The organism is Pseudomonas fulva (genome assembly GCF_023517795.1).
In the GTDB taxonomy this organism is placed as follows: domain Bacteria; phylum Pseudomonadota; class Gammaproteobacteria; order Pseudomonadales; family Pseudomonadaceae; genus Aquipseudomonas; species Aquipseudomonas fulva_D.
Map to the genome: position 1 here is coordinate 1,476,949 of NZ_CP082928.1, position 19,795 is coordinate 1,496,743.

Below are 19,795 nucleotides of genomic sequence, written 5' to 3' on the forward strand. Positions count from 1 at the left end.
TCCTCGGTAGCACGGTCAGAAGCCGAGTCTAGCCCAACAACTTTTCAGACACATAGGGTCGTGTCGTGACCGATCAGCCACCGTTTGATCAGGCGCCGCTGCCCTTCAGCTTGACCGCACCGCGCTTGCGCTGCACCTGGGCGCTCACGCAGTTGCGCCCCGCACTCTTGGCACCATAGAGCGCCTTGTCGGCCGCCTTGAGCACCTCCTCCACGCTGCGATGCGTGGCGCTGGGCTGGGCCACCCCGATGCTCACCGTCACCGACACCTGGGACGCTCCAGAACCCGCCCGACGCTGGCGCCCAACCTTGTCGTCGGCCGGGCGTTGCTGGCGGTCACGCAGCTGGATCTGATAACGCTCGACCGCCTGGCGTATCGCCTCCAGATGCGGCATGCACTGCTCGATATCTTTGCCGGCGAATACCAGGGTGAATTCCTCACCGCCGTAGCGATACACCTTGCCGCCACCGCCCACCTTGCGCAGCTGGCTGGCGACCACGCGCAGCACCTGATCGCCAACGTCATGCCCATGGGTGTCGTTGAAGCGCTTGAAATGATCCACGTCGGCCATGGCGATCACGTAGTTGCGTCCCAGGCGCTGCAGGCGCTCGTTCAACGCACGGCGCCCAGGCAGCCCGGTCAACTCGTCACGAAAGGCCATCTGATAGGCCTCGTGAGCCACGCCGACGACGATCATCAGCATCACCACGCTGGACATCACCTGCAAGGCGTGGGGCTGGATGAAGGTATTGGGCAGCATCCACAACAGCGCCAGCGCACCGACCAACTGCACGGCATGCACCGGCCGCGGCGTACGCAGGTACTGGATCAGCAGCGCGACGATCACCAGCAGGAACACCGGGTAGGCCAGCTGCACCAGGCTCATCCACTCGGCATGCAGGGAAGGCCAGCGGATCACCGAAAGCCACTGCTCCAGGCCCTGGGGATAACGCCGCGCCAACGCCGCCGCCACACTGCCGACCGCCAGCAAAACGGCCGCCCGGGCGACCAAATCCTGGATCAGGTGGGTCCGCTCGCGCCACAGCGCGAACAGGCCATAGAGCGCGGGCAACAACAGGCTGCTGAGGTGAAACACCAGCGCCGCGTCATCACGCACCCGGCCGAACTCACGATAGTAATCGGCCTGCTCGTCGAGCAGGAAGTAGCCCAGGTACAGCACCAGCAGCATGAACAGCTCACGCTGCCGGCCGTAGACCACACAGAAGGTGCCGCCGAGCAGCAGCAACGAGGTGGGCAGCACGTTGAACAGCGAAGTGAAGAAGTCGGTCAGGGTCGGCAGGGTCGCGGCCAGCAAACCGCCGCCGAGCAGCAGCAATGCCGGCAGAAAGTGTCCCAAGCGCAACGCGACGAGACGCGGCAAGGCGAGCTCCGCAGTGACCGAGAAAAGAGACTGGCATTTTGCCTGTAATTGGCTGCCGACGCACGCCGCGCCTGTCCGGTCTCCACAGGGCGCACATAAAAAAACCGCGGCACCAGGCCGCGGTTCGATTGCCACCGGCGCGATCAGTAGCTGAGCGCGAAGTCCTCTTCGCTCATGTCCATCAGGCTGCTGGCACCGGCCAGCATGGCCGCCACATGGGTACGGGTGCGCGGCAGGATGCGTGCGTAGTAGAACTGGGCGGTCTGCAGCTTGGCCTTGTAGAACGCCTGGTCACCTTCCCCGGCGGCGATCTTCTCCGCCGCCACGCGAGCCATGTCGGCCCAGAAGTAGGCCAGGCAGGCATAACCGGAATACATCAGGTAGTCGACCGAGGCGGCGCCGACTTCCTCACGATCCTTCATGGCGGCCATGCCGATCTTCATGGTGACTTCGCCCCACTCCTTGTTGAGCGCGGCCAGCGGCCCGACGAACGCCTTGAGCGCATCAACGCCTTCATTGGCCTGGCAGAACTTGTGGACGATCTTGGTGAAGCCCTTGAGCGCTTCGCCCTGGGTCATCAGCACCTTGCGGCCCAGCAGGTCGAGGGCCTGAACCCCGGTGGTGCCTTCGTACATCATGGCGATGCGGCAGTCGCGCAGGTTCTGCTCCATGCCCCACTCGCTGATGAAGCCATGGCCGCCGTATACCTGCATGCCGTGGGAAGCGGATTCGAAGCCCACTTCGGTCATGAACGCCTTGGCGATCGGGGTCAGGAAAGCCAGCAGGCCATCAGCGGCTTTCTTCTGCTCTTCGTCCTGGGCGTACTTGACGATGTCCACCTGCTTGGCGGTGAAGTAGACCATCGCCCGGTTGCCTTCGGCGAAGGCCTTCATGGTCAGCAGCATGCGGCGCACGTCCGGGTGCACGATGATCGGATCGGCGGCCTTGTCGGGCGCTTTCGGGCCGGTCAGCGAACGCATCTGCAGACGCTCGCGGGCATACTTGATGGCGCCCTGGAAACCCAGCTCGGCGTGGGCCAGGCCCTGCAGGGCGGTGCCCAGACGCGCAGTGTTCATGAAGGTGAACATGCAGTTCAGGCCCTTGTTCGGCGGGCCGATCAGGAAGCCGGTGGCCGAATCGAAATTCATCACGCAGGTGGCGTTACCGTGGATGCCCATCTTGTGTTCGATGGAACCGCAGCTCACGCCATTGCGCTCACCCACGCCACCTTCGGCGGTGGGCAGGAACTTGGGCACGATGAACAGGGAAATCCCCTTGGTGCCGGCCGGCGCATCGGGCAGGCGGGCCAGGACGATATGGACGATGTTCTCGGCCATGTCGTGCTCACCGGCGGAGATGAAGATCTTGGTGCCGGAAATGCTGTAGGAGCCATCGGCCTGGGGCTCGGCCTTGGTGCGCAGCATGCCCAGGTCGGTACCGCAATGCGGTTCGGTCAGGCACATGGTGCCGGTCCACTCGCCGGATACCAGCTTGGTCAGGTAGGTGTGCTGCTGCTCTTCAGTGCCGTGGGCGGAGATGGTGTTCATCGCGCCATGGGACAGGCCCGGGTACATGCCCCACGACCAGTTGGCGGTGCCGACCATTTCGCTGACCGCCAGGCCCAGCGACTCAGGCAGGCCCTGCCCCCCATGCTCGACGTCATGGGCGAGGCTCGGCCAGCCGCCTTCGACGAACTGCTTGTAGGCTTCCTTGAAGCCGGTCGGCGTCTTCACCCCGGATTCGCTCCAGGTGCAGCCTTCGGTGTCGCCCACGCGGTTCAGTGGAGAGAGCACCTGCTCGCAGAACTTGGCGCCTTCTTCGAGAATCGCGTCGACCATGTCTGGCGTGGCGTCCTGGCAGCCGGGCAGGCTCTGGTAGTGCGCGTCATAACCAAGCAGCTCGTCACGTACGAAACGGATATCGCGCAAGGGGGCCTTGTAATCAGGCATAGCGGGTACCTCTGCGGGTGGTCTCTTTTGTTTGGGATGACCGGTGGGCGGTCGTTTGCAGAAAGGGCGCAGGGATAAACGCGCACCTCTCAAACACATGTTTGAAACATACGTTTACGCCCAATTACTGTCAAGGCCGCTTATGCACGCTCAAGCGTGGAGATCGAGCAACCCGGATGGCTTCCGTTCATCCGCAGACGCGGCATAGAGGCTGAGGCCCGCAGGCGCGGACGGGCTCGCGGAGGCATCGGATGTGACCGACGGGTCGTCGCTTTTTTCGGCGTCTTCGTCGGCAGCGGGTTGGGGGGATTCTGCCTCGCTGCGCTGCATGGCCGCCAGCTCGGCGCGCGCCACCGCCATTTGCGCCTGGGCCTGGCTGGCCACGCTGCGATCCTGCGCGGAAGGCTCGGCAGGCGCCAGCGCCGCGCGAATGACGATTTCCATCTTGGTCAGGGTGGCCTGGGGATCATTGGCTACGGCACCGACATCGATGCTCACCTCGCCGCCGGAGGCATAGCGTTTGCCATCCGGACCGCGGGTATAGGTATAGGTAGGCGCTCCGGCATGCACCCCGCCCACGGCAGCATGGGCCTGTTCGTGGCTACGCACTTCGCGGTCGCGGTTGGCCAGTTCGGCGATGACCAGTTGCAGCTTCTGCTCTTCCTGGGCAGTGCGCGGCTCGCCTGGTTTGCCGGTGGCAGGGGCGTCGGCCGAGGCGTCCTGCGGCTTGTCCTGCTCTTCTTGCGAGGTCGCGCCTCTGGAGGAATCGGTTTCGGCACTGGCGGCAACGGGCGCGAAAGACGCCCGGGCCAGTTCGGGCGAGCCGGCGGATTCGACAGGACGGGGAACAGCCGGAGAGGCAAATGAATAGGTGGAGGAGAAACCGGCGATTTGCATGGCGTGATCCCTCCAGAGTCGAACGCCCCGAACGGGCACCTCTAAAAACTGCCTGCGTTGTCAGCAGCGCGTTAAAAACAGGCTCGGATGCGAGTCCAGGCTGGGCGCCCCCATCAAAATGCTCGCTTACGAACGTAAAGTCGAACGCGACCCCGGTCGCTTTTTCGCCTGTTTTTGTGGGGCCGCCATCGGTATTGCGCTGACTGCCTCGCCAACGTTTCCTGAGGTACCGGAAGGCGCTGCGATTTAGGCGGTGACGTCGATCAAGGTGCCCAGCACCTTGTCCGCTGTCTGCACGACACGAGCGCCAGCCTGGGCTTCGTACTGGCCAACGCGCATCTCGACCATGTTCTCGGCGATGTCGGCGCGCGCCGCGGAAGGCTCGTTGGCCTGGGCACGCTCGGCAGTGACCGGTGCGCTGGCGATTTCACCGGCGGCCTGGTCGACCCGGCGCTGGCCGGACTGGATGGTATTGATGCCAGCATTGAATGCGCTGGTGGACGAGATCTGCATGGGACGTCTCCTGCTGCAGGAACTTTATAGCGTGCATTTAAGCAGAAGCCGGTCAAAAGATGTACAGCCAAAAATGATGCAAGAGTTGGCGTTCATAGCATCAATCGCGATAAATCGAGGTGCTGCGCGACCTGCTCGGTGCAGATCGATGGCAGGAAGGGCACCTGCCCGAGACAGGGTGCGGGAAGTCGCTCGGCAAGCGTGGCGAGGTTGTCCTGCAGCCGCGCGACGTGCGGATCCACCACATTGGCCACCCAGCCGGCCAGGGTCAGGCCATCGGCAACGATGGCGTCGGTGCTCAGCAGCGCGTGGTTGATGCAGCCCAGCCGCACCCCCACCACCAGAACCACCGGAATGCCCAAGGCCCGGGCCAGGTCGGCCAACGTGGCCATGCCGCCAAGCGGCACGCGCCAGCCACCGGCGCCTTCGACCAGGGTGAAATCCGCGCCCTTGTCGAGAATCGTCCGAACCGCCGCTTGCAACGCCGGTACCTCGAGCGACACACCGGCATCACGAGCCGCCAGGTGGGGCGCGATGGCCGGCGCGAACGCCAGCGGATTCACCTCGTCATAGCGCAACGGCAGGCTGCACTGGGCAAGCAGTGCCAGGGCATCGTCGTTGCGCAGCCCCTCGGCGGTGAGCTGGCAACCGGAGGCGATCGGTTTGGCCGCCGCGGTCGACAACCCGGCAAGCCGCGCGGCGTGAAGAAGGCCGGCCGCGATGGTGGTCTTGCCGATTTCGGTGTCGGTACCGGTGACGAAATAGGCGGCACTCATGGGCAGGGCTCCTTTTGCAATACGCCGTAGATGACCTGGTAGGTGCACGGAAGCCCCTCGGGCTGGCGCCGCTGCTCGTAGGCATCGGCCAGGGCACGCAGCCGTGCGCGGCCGGTCAGCCCGGCCGGACGACCGTCATTGAGATTGTGGGCGCCGAGGGCCTTGAGGCCATGGGTCAGGCTGTGCAGGTCCGGGTAATGCAGGCGATGGGCACACACCCGCAACCGCTCCACGCGCAAGCCGCTGGCGCCGCATAGCTGCTGATAATCCTCGGCGCTGCGAAAACGATTCACGTGCACGAAGCCATCCACCGCCTGCCAGCTGTCGCGCAGCTCCTGCAGGGTGCCGACGCACAGGCTGTTGAACGCCAGCACACCACCCGGCCGCAGCGCCCGGTGCGCCTCGCCGAGTACGGCGGCGAAGTCCGCGCACCACTGCAGCGCCAGGCTGGAGAAGATCAGGTCGCAACTGCCATCGCGCAGCGGCAGCCGCTCGGCATCGCCGGCCACGAAGGCCTGGGCGCCACCCGCCTGCCGGGCGTGCTGCAACATGCCCTCGGCGATATCCACGGCAATGCCCTGGCTGCGCGGATAGCGGTCCCTCAGCGCACGGCTGAAGAAGCCGGTGCCACAGCCCAGGTCGAGCCAGTGCTGCGGCTGCAGGGCCGGCGGCAGATACCCCAGCAACTGCCGGCCGACGTCGCGCTGCAGTTGCGCCACGCTGTCATAGGTGCCGGCGGCCCTGGAAAAGGATGCGGCGACCCGACGTTTGTCCGGCAACGCGCTCATGTCCGCGCCTCCAGAAAGCGCCCGACCGCAGCAGCCACCTCGCCTACCTGTTCGACCACCAGGGCATGGCTCGCGCCCTCGACGCGGCGCACGTCAGCGGTCGGCTGTAGCGCCCGGATGGCCGTCGCAGCCGCCGCTGGCACCAAGGCATCGTCGGCTGCGAACAGATGAAGCTGGGGCCCGGTGAACTGCTGCAGCGCCGCTCGCGTGTCGAGTGCGGCAAGCAGATCCAGGCCGGCCAGGGAATCGGCACCATCGGCCTGTTCCAGCAAGCGGCGGGACAGGCCGCGAAAATCCACGGCACCCTGGCTGCAGAGCATGGCGAAACGCTTGAGCGTGGTGCTGGGGTTCAAGGCATAGGCCTCGCGAAAGGCCGCGAAGGTGGCTGTCGGCATCGCCGTCGGCCAGGCCTCGCTGGCGGTAAACCGGGCATTGCTAGCCAGCGTCAGCAGCCCCGGGCAATCCGCGCCGCGGCGCGCCGCCAATAACGCCGCGAGCATGCCGCCGAGGGACCAGCCACCCAGCCAGACGCCACGGGGCAACCGGTCGTCCAGCACGTCCAGGCAACGCTCGATGTCGGCCTGCTCGAACGCCGGCAAGGCTTCGATGCGCACCTGAAAATGGCCGGCCAGCGCCTCGGACAACGGCCCCAGCGGCGCACTGCCGAGCCCCCAACCGGGCAGCAGAATCAGCGACCGAGCCATCAGACGGGCTCCCCGGGTAGCTGCGCCCAGCACTGGGCCAGGGCGTCGAGCAGGCGATCCACCTGGGCCGGCTCATGGGCGGCGGACAGGGTGACCCGCAGGCGCGCAGTGCCCGCCGCGACGGTGGGCGGGCGAATCGCGGTGACCAGCAGGCCGCGCTCGCGCAAGGCCCGGGACAGGGCCACGGCACGGGCGCTGTCGCCGATCAGGATCGGCTGGATCGCGGTGCTGCTGTCCATCAGCGTCAGCCCGATGCTCGCAGCCCCCTCACGGAATCGACCGACCAGCGCCGCCAGGTGCTCACGGCGCCAGTGCTCGCTGCGCAGCAGTTCCAGACTCTTGAGGGTGGCGCAGGCCAGTGCCGGTGGCTGGCTGGTGGTGTAGATATAGGGCCGGGCGAACTGCACCAGGGTGTCGATCAAATCTTCATCGCCTGCCACGAAGGCGCCCGCGGTACCGAACGCCTTGCCGAGGGTGCCGACCAGCACCGGCACCTCGTCGATGCCCAGGCCGAATTGCTCGACCACCCCGCCGCCGGTGGCACCCAGGGTGCCGAAGCCGTGGGCATCGTCGACCATCACCCAGGCATCATGGCGCCGCGCTTGGGCGCACAAAGCCGGCAGGTCGGCCACATCGCCGTCCATGCTGAACACGCCATCGCAGACCACCAGGGTGTTGCCCTCGGCCTTGGCCAGGCGGCTGGCCAGGCTCTGCGGGTCATTGTGCAGGTAACGCGAGAAACGCGCGCCGCTGAGCAGGCCGGCGTCCAGTAGCGAGGCATGATTGAGGCGATCCTCGAGCACCGTGTCACCCTTGCCCACCAGCGCGGTGACCGCACCCAGGTTGGCCATGTAACCGGTGGAGAACAGCAGCGCCCGCGGCCGCCCGGTGAAGTCGGCCAGGGCCTCTTCCAGCTCATGGTGCGGCGTGCTGTGGCCGATCACCAGGTGCGAAGCGCCACCGCCGACGCCCCAGCGCTGGGCGCCGGCACGCCAGGCCTCGACCACCTGCGGGTGATTGGCCAGGCCCAGGTAATCGTTGGAGCAGAAGGCCAGCAACCGGCGGCCATCCACCTGCACCAGGGGGCCCTGGGGGCTGCCCAACAACGGGCGCTGGCGATACAGATCGGCAGCGCGGCGCTCGGCCAGGCGAGCGGCTAGATCGAAAGACATGGGTTCACCGTAAAGCGCAGAGCGTCCAGCGCCCACCGGCGACCGTCACGGCGCACCGGCAAAGAGCAGGCGCTCTGCAAAGGATCAGACGGCGGCGTCGTAGAACAGCCGCGAGTCACGCTGCTCGACCAGCGCCTGCTCGATGGCGGCCTGGTGCACCTCATCGGCATGCTCTTCGCGCGCCTCGGGCTGGATGCCGAGCCGGGCGAACAGCTGCATGTCCTTGTCGGCCTGGGGGTTGGCGGTGGTCAGCAGCTTCTCGCCGTAGAAGATCGAGTTGGCGCCAGCGAAAAAGGCCAGGGCCTGCATCTGCTCGTTCATCGCCTCGCGGCCGGCGGACAGGCGCACGTGGGACTTGGGCATCATGATGCGCGCCACGGCCAGCATGCGGATGAAGTCGAAGGGGTCGACGTCTTCCTCGTGGGCCAGCGGCGTGCCCTCGACCTTGACCAGCATGTTGATCGGCACCGACTCCGGGTGCTCCGGCAGGTTGGCGAGCTGGATCAGCAGGCCGGCGCGATCGTCCAGCGACTCGCCCATGCCGAGGATGCCGCCGGAGCAGATCTTCATGCCGGCGTCGCGTACGTAGGCCAGGGTCTGCAGGCGCTCGCTGTAGGTACGGGTGGTGATGATGCTGCCGTAGAACTCCGGCGAGGTGTCGAGGTTATGGTTGTAGTAATCCAGCCCCGCCTCCGCCAGGGCGGCGGTCTGCTCCCTGTCGAGCTTGCCCAGGGTCATGCAGGTTTCCAGGCCCAGGGCCTTCACCCCTTCGACCATCTTCAGCACGTAGGGCATGTCCTTGGCGGACGGATGCTTCCAGGCCGCGCCCATGCAGAACCGTGTCGAGCCGATGGCCTTGGCCTCGGCGGCCGCTTCCAGCACCTTCTGCACTTCCATCAGTTTCTGCTTGTCCAGGCCGGTGTTGTAGTGGCCGGATTGCGGGCAGTACTTGCAGTCTTCCGGGCAGGCGCCGGTCTTGATCGACAGCAGCGTCGAGACCTGCACGCGGTTGGCGTCGAAATGCGCGCGGTGCACGGTCTGGGCCTGGAACAGCAGGTCGTTGAAGGGTTGCTCGAACAGCGCCCGAACTTCGTTCAGGCTCCAATCGTGACGCAGGGTGGTAGCGGTACTGGCGCTCATGGGGGCAAGTCCTTATCTACAGGCGGCCTGCTACAGTCGAAACAGACCCAACACGGATGTGCGGCATAGTTAAGGAAGCCCCATGCACTGTCAACCACCATACTCACCCAAGGTTTACAACTGGTTAAAAATAAAACAAACCTGCTTGCTGTGTGACGAGCGGGTCGATATGCCCCTGCCGCTTTGCGCCGGCTGCGAGGCCGAGCTGCCCTGGCTCGGCGCCCATTGCCAGGTTTGCGCCCTGCCGCTGGCGGTCGATGGCCTGACCTGCGGCAACTGCCTGAAACGACCGCCGCCGTTCAGCCGGGTCGAGGCGCCGTGGGGCTATGGTTTTCCTGTCGATGCGCTGATCAACCGTTTCAAGCACCAGGCGCGCTGGCCCATCGGTCGCTTGCTCGGCGACCTCCTCGCAAGGCACCTGGCCCACGCGTTCAACGAAGGGCTGCCCAGGCCCGACCTGCTGCTGCCCGTGCCCCTGTCACCGAAGCGCCAGCGCCAACGCGGCTTCAACCAGGCGCAGATGCTCGCCGAGGTGCTCGGCCGCGCGCTGCAGATCGCCCCGCGCAGCGATTGGCTGCTGCGTATCGGCGACCCACCCGCCCAACAGAAACTCGATGCTGCCGCACGCCGGCGCAACCTGCGTGGCGCCTTCACGCTGTCGCCCAGCGCACGGCCAAATGACCTGCACCTGGCACTGGTCGACGACGTGCTGACCACCGGCGCCACGGCCCAGCAACTGGCACGCCTGCTGATCCGCGCCGGCGCGCTGCGGGTGGACGTCTATTGCCTGGCGCGCACCCCGGCACCGGGCGAGCATTGACGATGCCGGGGCCGTCGCGCACAGTGACCAGCCGTCGTACTGATCGCCGCCCCCGCCATGTCCACCCTCTCGTCGCTCGCCCAGCACGTCACCCGCCGCCCGCAGCGTATCGCCCTGCTCGAACAGATCGCCGCACAGGGCTCGATCACCCGTGCCGCCAAGGCGGCCGGCATGAGCTACAAGGCGGCCTGGGATGCCATCGACGAACTCAACAACCTGGCCGACCAGCCCCTGGTGGCCCGCAGCGTCGGTGGCAAGGGCGGCGGTGGCGCACGACTCACCTCGACGGGTGAGCGCCTGTTGCACCTGCACCAGCGCCTGCAGGCGATTCAGGCCGACCTGCTGCAGGCCGCCGACGATGATGCCGACCTGCAGGTGCTGGGCCGCCTGATGCTGCGTACCAGCGCGCGCAACCAGCTCAGCGGCCGGGTGCGAGCGATCCATCCACGGGGCGGTAACGATCGGGTCGACGTCGAGTTGCCCGGCGGTGCGCTGATCCAGGCACAGATCACCCGCAGCAGCACCGCGCACCTGCAACTGCAGCCGGGCGTGGCGCTGCTGGTGCTGATCAAGGCCGGCTGGCTGCAGCTCAGCGCCGTGGCCGAAGCCGCCGATCCACAGCTCAACGAACTGCTCGGGCGCATCGAGCAGATCCTCCTCGAAGCCGACGGTCCCTGCGAGGTGCGCATCGCCCTGCCCAACGGCCAGACGCTGTGCGCCCAGGCGTCTGCCGAGCAGCTCACGGCCCAGGGCCTGGTGGTGGGCAGCGCGGTGCGCGCGCAGTTTGCCGCCACCCAGGTGCTGCTGGGTACCCAGGTCTAGCGAATAATGCCGGCGCCCGCCGTCGAGGCGTTACACTCTGCGGCCAACCGCAGGAGCCGCCCATGACCCATCCTTTCGCCGCCCTCACCCCCGATCTGGTTCTGGATGCCGTCGAGAGCCTGGGCTACCTCAGCGATGCGCGCGTGCTGGCCCTCAACAGCTACGAGAACCGCGTCTATCAGGTGGGTATCGAGGCTGAGACGCCGCTGATCGCCAAGTTCTACCGCCCGGATCGCTGGACCGACGCGGCGATCCGCGAAGAGCACAGCTTCACTGCCGAGCTGGCCGACTGCGATGTGCCGGTGGTGGCGCCGCTGCAGCGCGACGGCGAAACCCTGTTCACGCACGCCGGCTTTCGCTTCTCGCTGTTTCCACGCCGTGGTGGGCGGGCCCCGGAGCCCGGTAACCTGGATCAGCTCTATCGCCTCGGCCAGTTGCTCGGCCGTTTGCATGCGGTCGGCTCGCTGCGCCCGTTCGAGCATCGCGAAGCCCTGCGGGTCGACAACTTCGGCCATGCCTCCCTGGCGACCCTGCTGGACGGCAACTTCATTCCCAGGAGCCTGCTGCCCGCCTACGAGTCGGTGGCGCGGGACCTGCTGGGGCGCCTCGATCAACTGTTCGCGGAAAACCCGGCCAACGCCATCCGCCTGCACGGCGACTGCCACCCGGGCAACCTGCTGTGCCGCGACGAGACCTATCACATGGTCGACCTGGACGACTGCCGCATGGGCCCGGCGATCCAGGACCTGTGGATGATGCTGGCCGGTGAACGCCATGAGCGCCTCGGGCAGATCGCCGAGCTGGTCGACGGTTACCAGGAGTTCCACGACTTCAACCCCCGCGAACTGCCGCTGATCGAAGGTTTTCGCTCCTTGCGCCTGATGCATTACAGCGCCTGGCTGGCACGCCGCTGGGACGATCCGGCCTTCCCGCAGAGCTTCCCCTGGTTCGGCAGTGAACGCTACTGGGGCGAGCAGATCCTCATGCTGCGCGAGCAGATCGCGGCGCTGGATGAAGAGCCGCTGAAGCTGTTCTGAGTCGGCCATGCCGATAACAAAAAGCTGAACGCGCAGACAACTGCGCACTAGAATGATGCGTCCCGCCACTGCCTCGTTAAGGACTTACATGGCCACCGCAGATTTGCGCCGCGGCTACATCCTGGGCCTGTCCGCCTATGTCATCTGGGGCCTGTTCCCGATGTACTTCAAGGCGATCCAGGCCGTTCCCTCCCTGGAGATCATCGTTCACCGCGCCATCTGGTCCGCCCTCTTCGGCGCCCTGCTGCTGCTCGTGTGGAAGCACCCGGGCTGGCTGCGCGAACTGCTCGACCACCCCAGGCGCTTCGCGGTGCTGGCCGTGAGTGGTGCACTGATCGCCGGCAACTGGCTGATCTACGTCTGGGCAGTGAACAACGAGCGCATGCTCGAGGCGAGCCTGGGCTACTACATCAACCCGCTGGTCAACGTGCTGCTCGGCATGCTGCTGCTCGGTGAGCGGTTGCGGCGCCTGCAGTGGGTGGCGGTCGCCCTGGCAGCCGCCGGCGTGGCCCAGCAACTGTGGCAGGTGGGCAGCCTGCCCTGGGTATCGCTGGCCCTGGCACTGAGCTTTGCCACCTATGGGCTGATCCGCAAGAAGGCGCCGGTCGCCGCACTGCCGGGCCTGGTGGTGGAAACCTGGATATTGCTGCCCCTGGCCATCGGCTGGATTCTCTTCCACCCTGCCGCCATGAGCAGCCAGCCGGCGTTCTGGACCACCAGCGAAGCGCTGTGGCTGATGGCTGCCGGGCCGGTGACGTTGATCCCGCTGGTGTGCTTCAACGCCGCCGCGCGCCACTTGCCGTTCGCGACACTGGGCTTTTTGCAGTACATCGCGCCGACGCTGGTACTGCTGCTGGCCGTGTTCGTGTTCGGCGAGCATTTCGACCCGGCGAAACTCATTTCCTTTCTGTTCATCTGGGCGGGCCTGGCGGTGTACAGCGTCGACGCCTGGCTGACGCTGCGCAAGCGCTAGGGCCTGTTGCAGATACAGGCCGCTTGTCGAGCGGCCTTACATCTCCAGTGCCTAGTTGTGATCTCTCAGTAGGTTGTTCATCCGGGGCGTTCCCGGAATTCTGGAAGCGCGACCAACACAGCCTTCCAGGAGCCCCGGATGAACCTGCATAAACATGCCCGTCTTACCCCTCGAGGTCGAGCCCTTCTTGTACAACGCATGCTCAATGGGCTACGTGTCGAGGATGCCGCACAAGCCGCAGGAGTCAGTGTCCGCACAGCCTACAAGTGGCTCAGGCGCTTTCGTGAGGAGGGCGAGGCCGGTCTGATGGATCGTTCATCACGTCCGCATTCATGCCCTCACGAGACGGCAGTCGATCTGATCGCACAATTGATCCAACTACGCCAATCTCGCCATACCTACCGACAGATCGCTCAAGCACTCGGCGTGGCCGTCAGTACAGTTGCGCGCCGTCTCAAACAAGCTGGCTTTCATCGGTTAGCCGAGCTAGAGCCCGCCCCTGTAGTAGTGCGCTACGAATACCCCAACGCCGGCGATCTCCTGCACCTGGACATCAAGAAGCTGGGCCGATTCTGGAGACCAGGGCACCGAGTTACGGGCGATCGTCTGCAGGGCTCCGATGGTGCTGGCTGGGAGTTCGTGCATGTGGCCATTGATGATGCGTCCCGGCTGGCCTTCACTACCCTGCACCCAGATGAGCGCGGCAGTAGCGCTTGTCGAGCCTTGTTGCGGGCGTTGCGTTACTACCGGGGGTTAGGCATCCGCTTCAAGCGCGTCATGACAGACAATGGCGCCTGCTACCGCTCTCATTCGTTTCGGCGCTTATGCGCTCGGCTCGGACTTAAGCACATCCGCACCAAACCCTACACACCGAGAACGAACGGCAAGGCCGAGCGCTTCATCCAGACAAGCCTGCGTGAGTGGGCCTATGCACGCAGCTATGACAGCTCCGAGCAACGAGCCAGACATTTGCCTGCCTGGCTGCATCACTACAACTGGCACAGGCCGCATAGCAGCCTCAACTACAAACCGCCAATTAGTCGGGCTCCATTGCCACTGAACAACGTACTGGGTTTACACAGGGTCACCTCGGTGACCAGGTTTTCCAGGTTGACGCCATTGGCCGCCAGCAGCCGGGTGATATCGCGCACGATACCGGCGCGGTCGTTGCCCAGCAGATCGAGGTGGATCGACTTCCAGGTGCAGTCCGGCTCGGCCCCCGCCGAGGCGAGTTGCACCCGGATGCCCTGGGCGCCGAGTTCGTTCAGGGCTTCCATCAGCGCACCGTGGGAGGCCGCCGGCACGTCCACCCGCAGGATGCCGGCGAACTGGCCGGCCATCCGCGACATACGGCTCTCCAGCCAGTTGCCGCCGTGCCTGGCCACGCATTGGGCGACGCGCTCGACCAGGCCCGGCTGGTCCTGGGCGATGACGGTGAGTATCAGGTGATCCATATGCCGCTCTCCTCGATAGCGCTCAACTCAGGTCGAGCCGGTAGGTCAAATAGATCGCGTCACGCACGTAGCCCAGGCGCTCGTAGAGCGACTGCGCGGCCTGGTTGGTTCGCGCGGTTTCCAACTGCAGCCCGCAGGCGCCAACGCGCAGCCCGTGCTGGCGGGCCGCCTCCAGCAACTGCTCGCCGATGCCCTGGCGGCGCGCGTGTTCGGCCACATACAGATCGCTGAGCAGAAAGCTGGGGCGCAGCGCCAGCGAGTCATACAGGGGATAGAGTTGCACGAAGCCCTGGGCGTTCGCTCCATCGTCCCGGGCGATCAGCAGGGTCGAATCGTCGCGCTCCAGGCGTTCGGCCAGAAATGCACGGACCTGGCGCTCGGGTTTGCCGACGCCGTAGAAGTCCAGGTAAGCGGCGAACAGGGGTACCAGGTCATCCAGATCCGCAGCGGTGGCGATGCGTGTGGGCATGGTCGTGATCCTCATGGGTGCCTGGAGTATAGGCAGCTCCCCAGGCAAGGGGCGGCACGGAATACGACCAAGGTCGCGTCGATCATTTCTGGACTGTTTTTCCCGATTCGTTCATGTAGTATCTGGCGAAAACCACTACACAACCCCAAACCCAGTCCTGCTGGTTGTGGAAAACCCCGCTCACGAAGCACCTCCAGACGCACTGCAGCAACGCGGGCAGCCGTTGACCACGGCCCCGACAGCGGTCGGTCTGCGCAGCATCGAGGGTTCCCGCCGTTACACAGGCTAAGCGAAGCAGAGAGGCGAGAGATGACTGAGCGTGTTCGAGTCGGTGGCCTGCAGGTCGCCAAGGTGCTGTTCGATTTCATCAACGACCAAGCCATTCCCGGCAGCGGCGTAACGGCCGATGCGTTCTGGACCGGCGCCGACGCCGTGTTCCGCGACCTGGCGCCGAAGAACCGCGCGCTGCTCGACAAGCGCGACCAGTTGCAGGCGCAGATCGACGACTGGCACCGCGAGCGCGCCGGCAAGCCCCACGATGCGGCGGCCTACAAGGCCTTTCTGGAGCAGATCGGCTACCTGCAGCCGCAGCCCGAGCAGGTGCAGGCCAGCACCGAAAACGTCGACGACGAGATCGCCCGCATGGCCGGGCCGCAGCTGGTGGTGCCGGTGATGAACGCGCGCTTCGCGCTCAACGCCAGCAACGCCCGCTGGGGCTCGCTGTACGACGCGTTGTACGGCACCGACGCGATCAGCGAGAGAGGCGGCGCCGAAAAGGGCCAGGGCTACAACCGGGTACGTGGCGACAAGGTGATCGCCGCCGCGCGCGCCTTTCTCGATGAAAGCGCGCCGCTGGCCGCCGGCTCCCACGCCGAGGCCACCGGCTACCGCATCGAGGGCGACAAGCTGCTGGTCACCCTGGCCAATGGCGATATCAGCGGCCTGCGCGACGCCGATCAGCTGGTCGGCTTCCAGGGCGAGACCGGCGCGCCCATCGCCATCCTGCTCAAGCACCACGGCCTGCACTTCGAGATCCAGATCGACGCCAGCAGCCCGATCGGCAGTACCGACGCCGCCGGCGTGAAGGACGTGCTGATGGAGTCGGCGCTGACCACCATCATGGACTGCGAAGATTCGGTGGCGGCGGTGGATGCCGACGACAAGACCCTGGTCTACCGCAACTGGCTGGGCCTGATGAAGGGCGACCTCAGCGAAGCGGTCAGCAAGGGCGGCAGCACCTTCACCCGCACCATGAACCCGGATCGCGTCTACACCCGCCCGAACGGCGGCGAGCTGACCCTGCACGGGCGCAGCCTGCTGTTCGTGCGCAACGTCGGCCACCTGATGACCAATCCGGCGGTCCTCGACGCCAGCGGTAACGAACTGCCCGAAGGCATTCTCGATGCGCTGTGCACCAGCCTCGCGGCGCTGCACGACCTCAACGGCAACAGCAGCCGCGCCAACAGCCGCACCGGCTCGGTGTACATCGTCAAACCGAAGATGCATGGCCCGGAGGAAGTGGCCTTCACCAGCGAGCTGTTCGGTCGTGTCGAGCAGGTGCTGGGCCTGGCGCGCAACACCCTGAAGGTCGGCATCATGGACGAGGAGCGGCGCACCACCGTCAACCTCAAGGCCTGCATCGCCGCCGCCAGCGAGCGTGTGGTGTTCATCAACACCGGGTTCCTCGACCGCACCGGCGACGAAATCCACACCTCCATGGAGGCTGGCGCCATGGTGCGCAAGGCCGCCATGAAGAGCGAGAAGTGGATCAGCGCCTACGAGAACAACAACGTCGACGTCGGCCTGGCCAGCGGCCTGCAGGGCCGTGCGCAGATCGGCAAGGGTATGTGGGCGATGCCCGATCTGATGGCCGCCATGCTCGAACAGAAGATCGCTCACCCGCTGGCCGGGGCCAACACCGCCTGGGTGCCCTCGCCGACCGCCGCCACCCTGCATGCGCTGCACTACCACAAGGTCGACGTGTTCGCCCGCCAGGCCGAACTGGCCAAGCGCACGCCGGCCTCGCTGGATGAAATCCTCAGCATTCCGCTGGCCCCAGACACGGACTGGAGCGCCGAGGAAATCCGCAACGAGCTGGACAACAACGCCCAGGGCATTCTCGGTTACGTGGTGCGCTGGATCGACCAGGGCGTCGGCTGTTCCAAGGTGCCGGACATCAACGACATCGGCCTGATGGAAGACCGCGCCACCCTGCGCATCTCCAGCCAGCTGTTGGCCAACTGGTTGCGCCACGGCGTGGTCAGCGAGACGCAGGTGCTGGAAAGCCTCAAGCGCATGGCACCGGTGGTGGATCGGCAGAATGCCGGTGACCCGCTGTATCGCCCCATGGCACCGGCGTTCGACGGCAACATCGCCTTCCAGGCGGCCGTGGAACTGGTGCTCGAAGGCGCCAGGCAGCCCAACGGCTACACCGAGCCGGTGCTGCACCGCCGTCGTCGGGAGCTGAAGGCCAGCCTGGCGCGATAAGACAGCAGCGCAAAAGAAAAACCGCCGAGAGGCGGTTTTTCCTTATGGCCAGCAGAGCCGGCGACAGCCCGGTCGTTACCTTGCCGGCTGTGGCGCCACGCGACGTTGCTGCCAGCGATAAGCCGAAAAGCGCTCCGGCATTTCGTACAGCCAGTTGATACCCAGCGCCTCGAGGATCTTCGCGGCGATGATCGGCAGCAGCACGCCGGCCAGGCAACCCAGGACGATATGCAGGGTGTCGTCGTTGATGCCCAGGAACTTGCTGAGGATCACCCGTGCGCCACTGCCGGCCAGGATGTGCATCAGGAAGATCGGCATCGACAACGCGCCCAGGGTCAGCATCCAGCCCATTGGCCGGCGCGCCAGCACCATGCACAGGCTGACGGTGAACAGGATGCCGATAAAGGCCACCACCAGCGACGCCGCACCGCGATCCGCGTAGGTCAGGCCAAGCGGGCCGTGGAATACGTACTGCGCCACCACGAAGGCCAGGCCGCTACCCAGCGCCACGGCCGAGGCACGGGGCTCGATGCTGCCGCGGATCTGGTTGAACCAGATGCCCAGGGCGAAGAACACGAAATTCTGCGCCAGGAACACCAGCGCGGCGACACGGGGCGTCCACTGCTGGAGCAGATAGAACACTGCGCTGAGTACCAGCAGTGGCAGGAAGGCCCGCGTCGAGAAACTGCGGTACAACAGGATCGCCAGGCAGAACGCGGCGAACAGCGCATACAGGAACCAGAACTGCGCCCGTGGCGACCACAGCAGCGCCAGCACCTCGCCCATGCCGACGCCGCCGTTGGTATAGCGCGCCAGCACCACTTCGATGCTGCCCTGCAGCAGCGACCAGAGCACGAAGGGGTAGAAAATAGTGTCGATCTTGTTGCAGAACAGCCCGGCACTGCCGCGGTTGTTCAGCGAATGCCAGAAGAACAGCCCGGACAGAAAGAAGAACAGCGGCATGTGGAAGGTGTAGATGATGCTGTCCACCAGCCAGTGAAAGGCCACGTTCTCGGTGATGATGCCGCCGTTGAGCAAGCCGCGCACCACGTGGCCGTAGACCACCAGGAGGATGCCGATGGCCTTGGCGTAATCCACCCATAGATTGCGGTTTGTCATGCGTGCATCCTTGAAATCAGGTCCGGCGTGGGAGGCGATGGCGGCGGCAGGAGCGCCGCCACGCTGATCAGAGCATCAACCCGTGCATCAGGTTCCCGGCCCGATGCTGGTGCAGTTGCCGCCTCCCAGGTACTTCTGCAGCACCGCCCATTGCGGGCGATCCACCCCCTTGACCGGTTCGATGGACAGCTTGTGCTTGCCCCACGACGGCCCGGCGGCCCAGTAGGTGAACGGAATGCAGTGCTTCTGCAGGTAGGCGAGCGTCTGGTCCAGGGCCACCAGGCCGCTCTCGTCGTCGGCCGGCACGCCGAACTCGCCGATATGGCCCTTCTTGTTGTGCTCGATCAGCCAGTTGACGAAGGGCTCCAGGCGTTTGACGCCGATCTGCGGATCCAGGTTGGGCGCCAGGGCGGTCTTGTAACTGCCGCTGGCATCCGGGTCGATGTACATGTGCGCCGAGTAGATCAGCTTGTCGGCAGGGTCCTTCAGGTCGAGCAGGTTGTCGTTGAGCTTGGGCCAACGCAGTGCCGACGAGTACTCGGCGCCCTCGACGTAGATCTCGTTCTTCGAATCATGTTTGCGCACGCCGTCGATACCGGCCTGGGCCACTTGCGGCCAGAACTTGTTGGCCGCGCCGTAGGGCTCGTTCATCAGGTCGTAGGCATACACGGCCGGGTGGTCGCCCCAGCGCTTGGCGATGCGTTCCATCAGGTTCTGGTAGGCGGCAATCGACACGTCGTCGGTGCCGATCACCTTGCCGTAGTAGCGGCCATAGTTGTGCACGTCGAGCATCAGTTCGATGCCGGCCTGCTGCGCTTCATCGAGGGTCTTGTCGATCAGCTTGGCGTAGGCCTCGTCGAACTCGCCATTGGCCTGCGGCTGCAGCCGCTCCCAGATGAAGGAGAAGCGCACCCAGCTGATGCCCTTCTGCTGCCACTTCTCGTAATAACCTTTGGGCGGGAAAAAGAAGTTGGTGCCGTGCTTGCCGGGAAGCACCGAGCTGGCGAATCCCGCGCCCGCGACATTGATGCCGATCAGTTCGACGGGCTTCTGTTGTGCGCTGGCGACGCCGCAACTCAACAGGATGCTGGTGCCGAGCGCCACGGCGTGACGCAGGATGCTGCCACTCATAGGGGATGTCTCCTCTGTGCCTGGAAGGGATGACTGCCTGAAAAAAGCGTCTCAGACACATCAGGACGCCAATAGAGGTGAGAGGTTCACCGCAGGCCCGCATAATCGGCCCGGTGATCTGTCCCCTAGACTTATGTCCTATGTCGATTCCCGGCACGGCTCG

The 19,795-nt window shown here is 65.5% G+C and carries 18 protein-coding genes and 1 pseudogene; 6 read left to right on the forward strand and 13 right to left on the reverse strand.

Annotation, left to right across the window (positions count from 1 at the left end):
- Positions 1-88 precede the first annotated feature (88 nt).
- The 9 genes from K8U54_RS06675 to bioB form a co-directional block, all read right to left on the reverse strand.
- Positions 89-1,381, reverse strand: coding sequence for a GGDEF domain-containing protein (locus K8U54_RS06675; protein WP_249909406.1), 1,293 nt, complete (start codon positions 1,379-1,381; stop codon positions 89-91).
- Between the two features lie 143 nt (positions 1,382-1,524).
- Complete coding sequence (locus K8U54_RS06680) at positions 1,525-3,330, reverse strand: phenylacyl-CoA dehydrogenase (protein WP_249909407.1); 1,806 nt, start codon at positions 3,328-3,330, stop codon at positions 1,525-1,527.
- A gap of 150 nt (positions 3,331-3,480) precedes the next feature.
- Positions 3,481-4,227 (reverse strand): putative metalloprotease CJM1_0395 family protein, encoded by a 747-nt coding sequence (locus tag K8U54_RS06685; protein WP_249909408.1) that lies wholly within the window; start codon positions 4,225-4,227, stop codon positions 3,481-3,483.
- Positions 4,228-4,473: 246 nt separating this feature from the next.
- Positions 4,474-4,740: a hypothetical protein gene (locus tag K8U54_RS06690; RefSeq protein WP_070884509.1), complete on the reverse strand. Its 267-nt coding sequence runs from the start codon at positions 4,738-4,740 to the stop codon at positions 4,474-4,476.
- Between the two features lie 92 nt (positions 4,741-4,832).
- Positions 4,833-5,516 (reverse strand): dethiobiotin synthase, encoded by a 684-nt coding sequence (gene bioD, locus K8U54_RS06695; protein WP_249909409.1) that lies wholly within the window; start codon positions 5,514-5,516, stop codon positions 4,833-4,835.
- A complete protein-coding gene (gene bioC / locus K8U54_RS06700; RefSeq protein ID WP_249909410.1) occupies positions 5,513-6,304 on the reverse strand; it encodes a malonyl-ACP O-methyltransferase BioC in 792 nt (263 codons plus the stop codon). The genes bioD and bioC overlap by 4 nt, the downstream gene beginning before the upstream one ends.
- Positions 6,301-7,008, reverse strand: a complete 708-nt coding sequence (locus tag K8U54_RS06705; protein WP_249909411.1) for an alpha/beta fold hydrolase — start codon at positions 7,006-7,008, stop codon at positions 6,301-6,303. Before K8U54_RS06705 ends, bioC begins: the two co-directional genes overlap by 4 nt.
- Positions 7,008-8,180: an 8-amino-7-oxononanoate synthase gene (bioF, locus tag K8U54_RS06710; protein WP_249909412.1), complete on the reverse strand. Its 1,173-nt coding sequence runs from the start codon at positions 8,178-8,180 to the stop codon at positions 7,008-7,010. The genes K8U54_RS06705 and bioF overlap by 1 nt, the downstream gene beginning before the upstream one ends.
- An 84-nt stretch (positions 8,181-8,264) precedes the next feature.
- A complete protein-coding gene (gene bioB / locus K8U54_RS06715; RefSeq protein ID WP_249909413.1) occupies positions 8,265-9,320 on the reverse strand; it encodes a biotin synthase BioB in 1,056 nt (351 codons plus the stop codon).
- A gap of 82 nt (positions 9,321-9,402) precedes the next feature.
- On the opposite strand from bioB, the gene K8U54_RS06720 reads away from it, so the two are divergent.
- The 5 genes and pseudogenes from K8U54_RS06720 to K8U54_RS06740 all read left to right on the forward strand — a co-directional run.
- Positions 9,403-10,140, forward strand: coding sequence for a ComF family protein (locus tag K8U54_RS06720; protein ID WP_249909414.1), 738 nt, complete (start codon positions 9,403-9,405; stop codon positions 10,138-10,140).
- 57 nt (positions 10,141-10,197) lie between these two features.
- Positions 10,198-10,962, forward strand: coding sequence for a TOBE-like domain-containing protein (locus K8U54_RS06725; protein ID WP_249909415.1), 765 nt, complete (start codon positions 10,198-10,200; stop codon positions 10,960-10,962).
- A gap of 62 nt (positions 10,963-11,024) precedes the next feature.
- Positions 11,025-11,999 carry a serine/threonine protein kinase gene (locus K8U54_RS06730; protein ID WP_249909416.1) on the forward strand — a complete coding sequence of 325 codons (975 nt, stop codon included), beginning with the start codon at positions 11,025-11,027 and terminating at the stop codon, positions 11,997-11,999.
- Positions 12,000-12,087: 88 nt separating this feature from the next.
- Positions 12,088-12,972, forward strand: coding sequence for an EamA family transporter RarD (gene rarD / locus K8U54_RS06735; protein WP_249909417.1), 885 nt, complete (start codon positions 12,088-12,090; stop codon positions 12,970-12,972).
- 138 nt (positions 12,973-13,110) lie between these two features.
- Positions 13,111-14,052: pseudogene (locus tag K8U54_RS06740) on the forward strand (IS481 family transposase); the annotation flags it as partial.
- Here K8U54_RS06740 and K8U54_RS06745 read toward each other — a convergent pair.
- A complete protein-coding gene (locus tag K8U54_RS06745; protein ID WP_249909418.1) occupies positions 13,995-14,426 on the reverse strand; it encodes a glycine cleavage system protein R in 432 nt (143 codons plus the stop codon). The pseudogene K8U54_RS06740 and the gene K8U54_RS06745 overlap by 58 nt on opposite strands.
- Before the next feature lie 22 nt (positions 14,427-14,448).
- Positions 14,449-14,895 carry a GNAT family N-acetyltransferase gene (locus K8U54_RS06750; protein WP_249909419.1) on the reverse strand — a complete coding sequence of 149 codons (447 nt, stop codon included), beginning with the start codon at positions 14,893-14,895 and terminating at the stop codon, positions 14,449-14,451.
- 309 nt (positions 14,896-15,204) lie between these two features.
- On the opposite strand from K8U54_RS06750, the gene K8U54_RS06755 reads away from it, so the two are divergent.
- Positions 15,205-17,382, forward strand: coding sequence for a malate synthase G (locus K8U54_RS06755; protein ID WP_249909420.1), 2,178 nt, complete (start codon positions 15,205-15,207; stop codon positions 17,380-17,382).
- A gap of 75 nt (positions 17,383-17,457) precedes the next feature.
- On the opposite strand, the gene K8U54_RS06760 is transcribed toward K8U54_RS06755, so the two are convergent.
- Positions 17,458-18,501 carry an acyltransferase family protein gene (locus K8U54_RS06760; RefSeq protein ID WP_249909421.1) on the reverse strand — a complete coding sequence of 348 codons (1,044 nt, stop codon included), beginning with the start codon at positions 18,499-18,501 and terminating at the stop codon, positions 17,458-17,460.
- 87 nt (positions 18,502-18,588) lie between these two features.
- Positions 18,589-19,632 carry a glycoside hydrolase family 5 protein gene (locus K8U54_RS06765; protein ID WP_249909422.1) on the reverse strand — a complete coding sequence of 348 codons (1,044 nt, stop codon included), beginning with the start codon at positions 19,630-19,632 and terminating at the stop codon, positions 18,589-18,591.
- Positions 19,633-19,795: the final 163 nt, after the last annotated feature.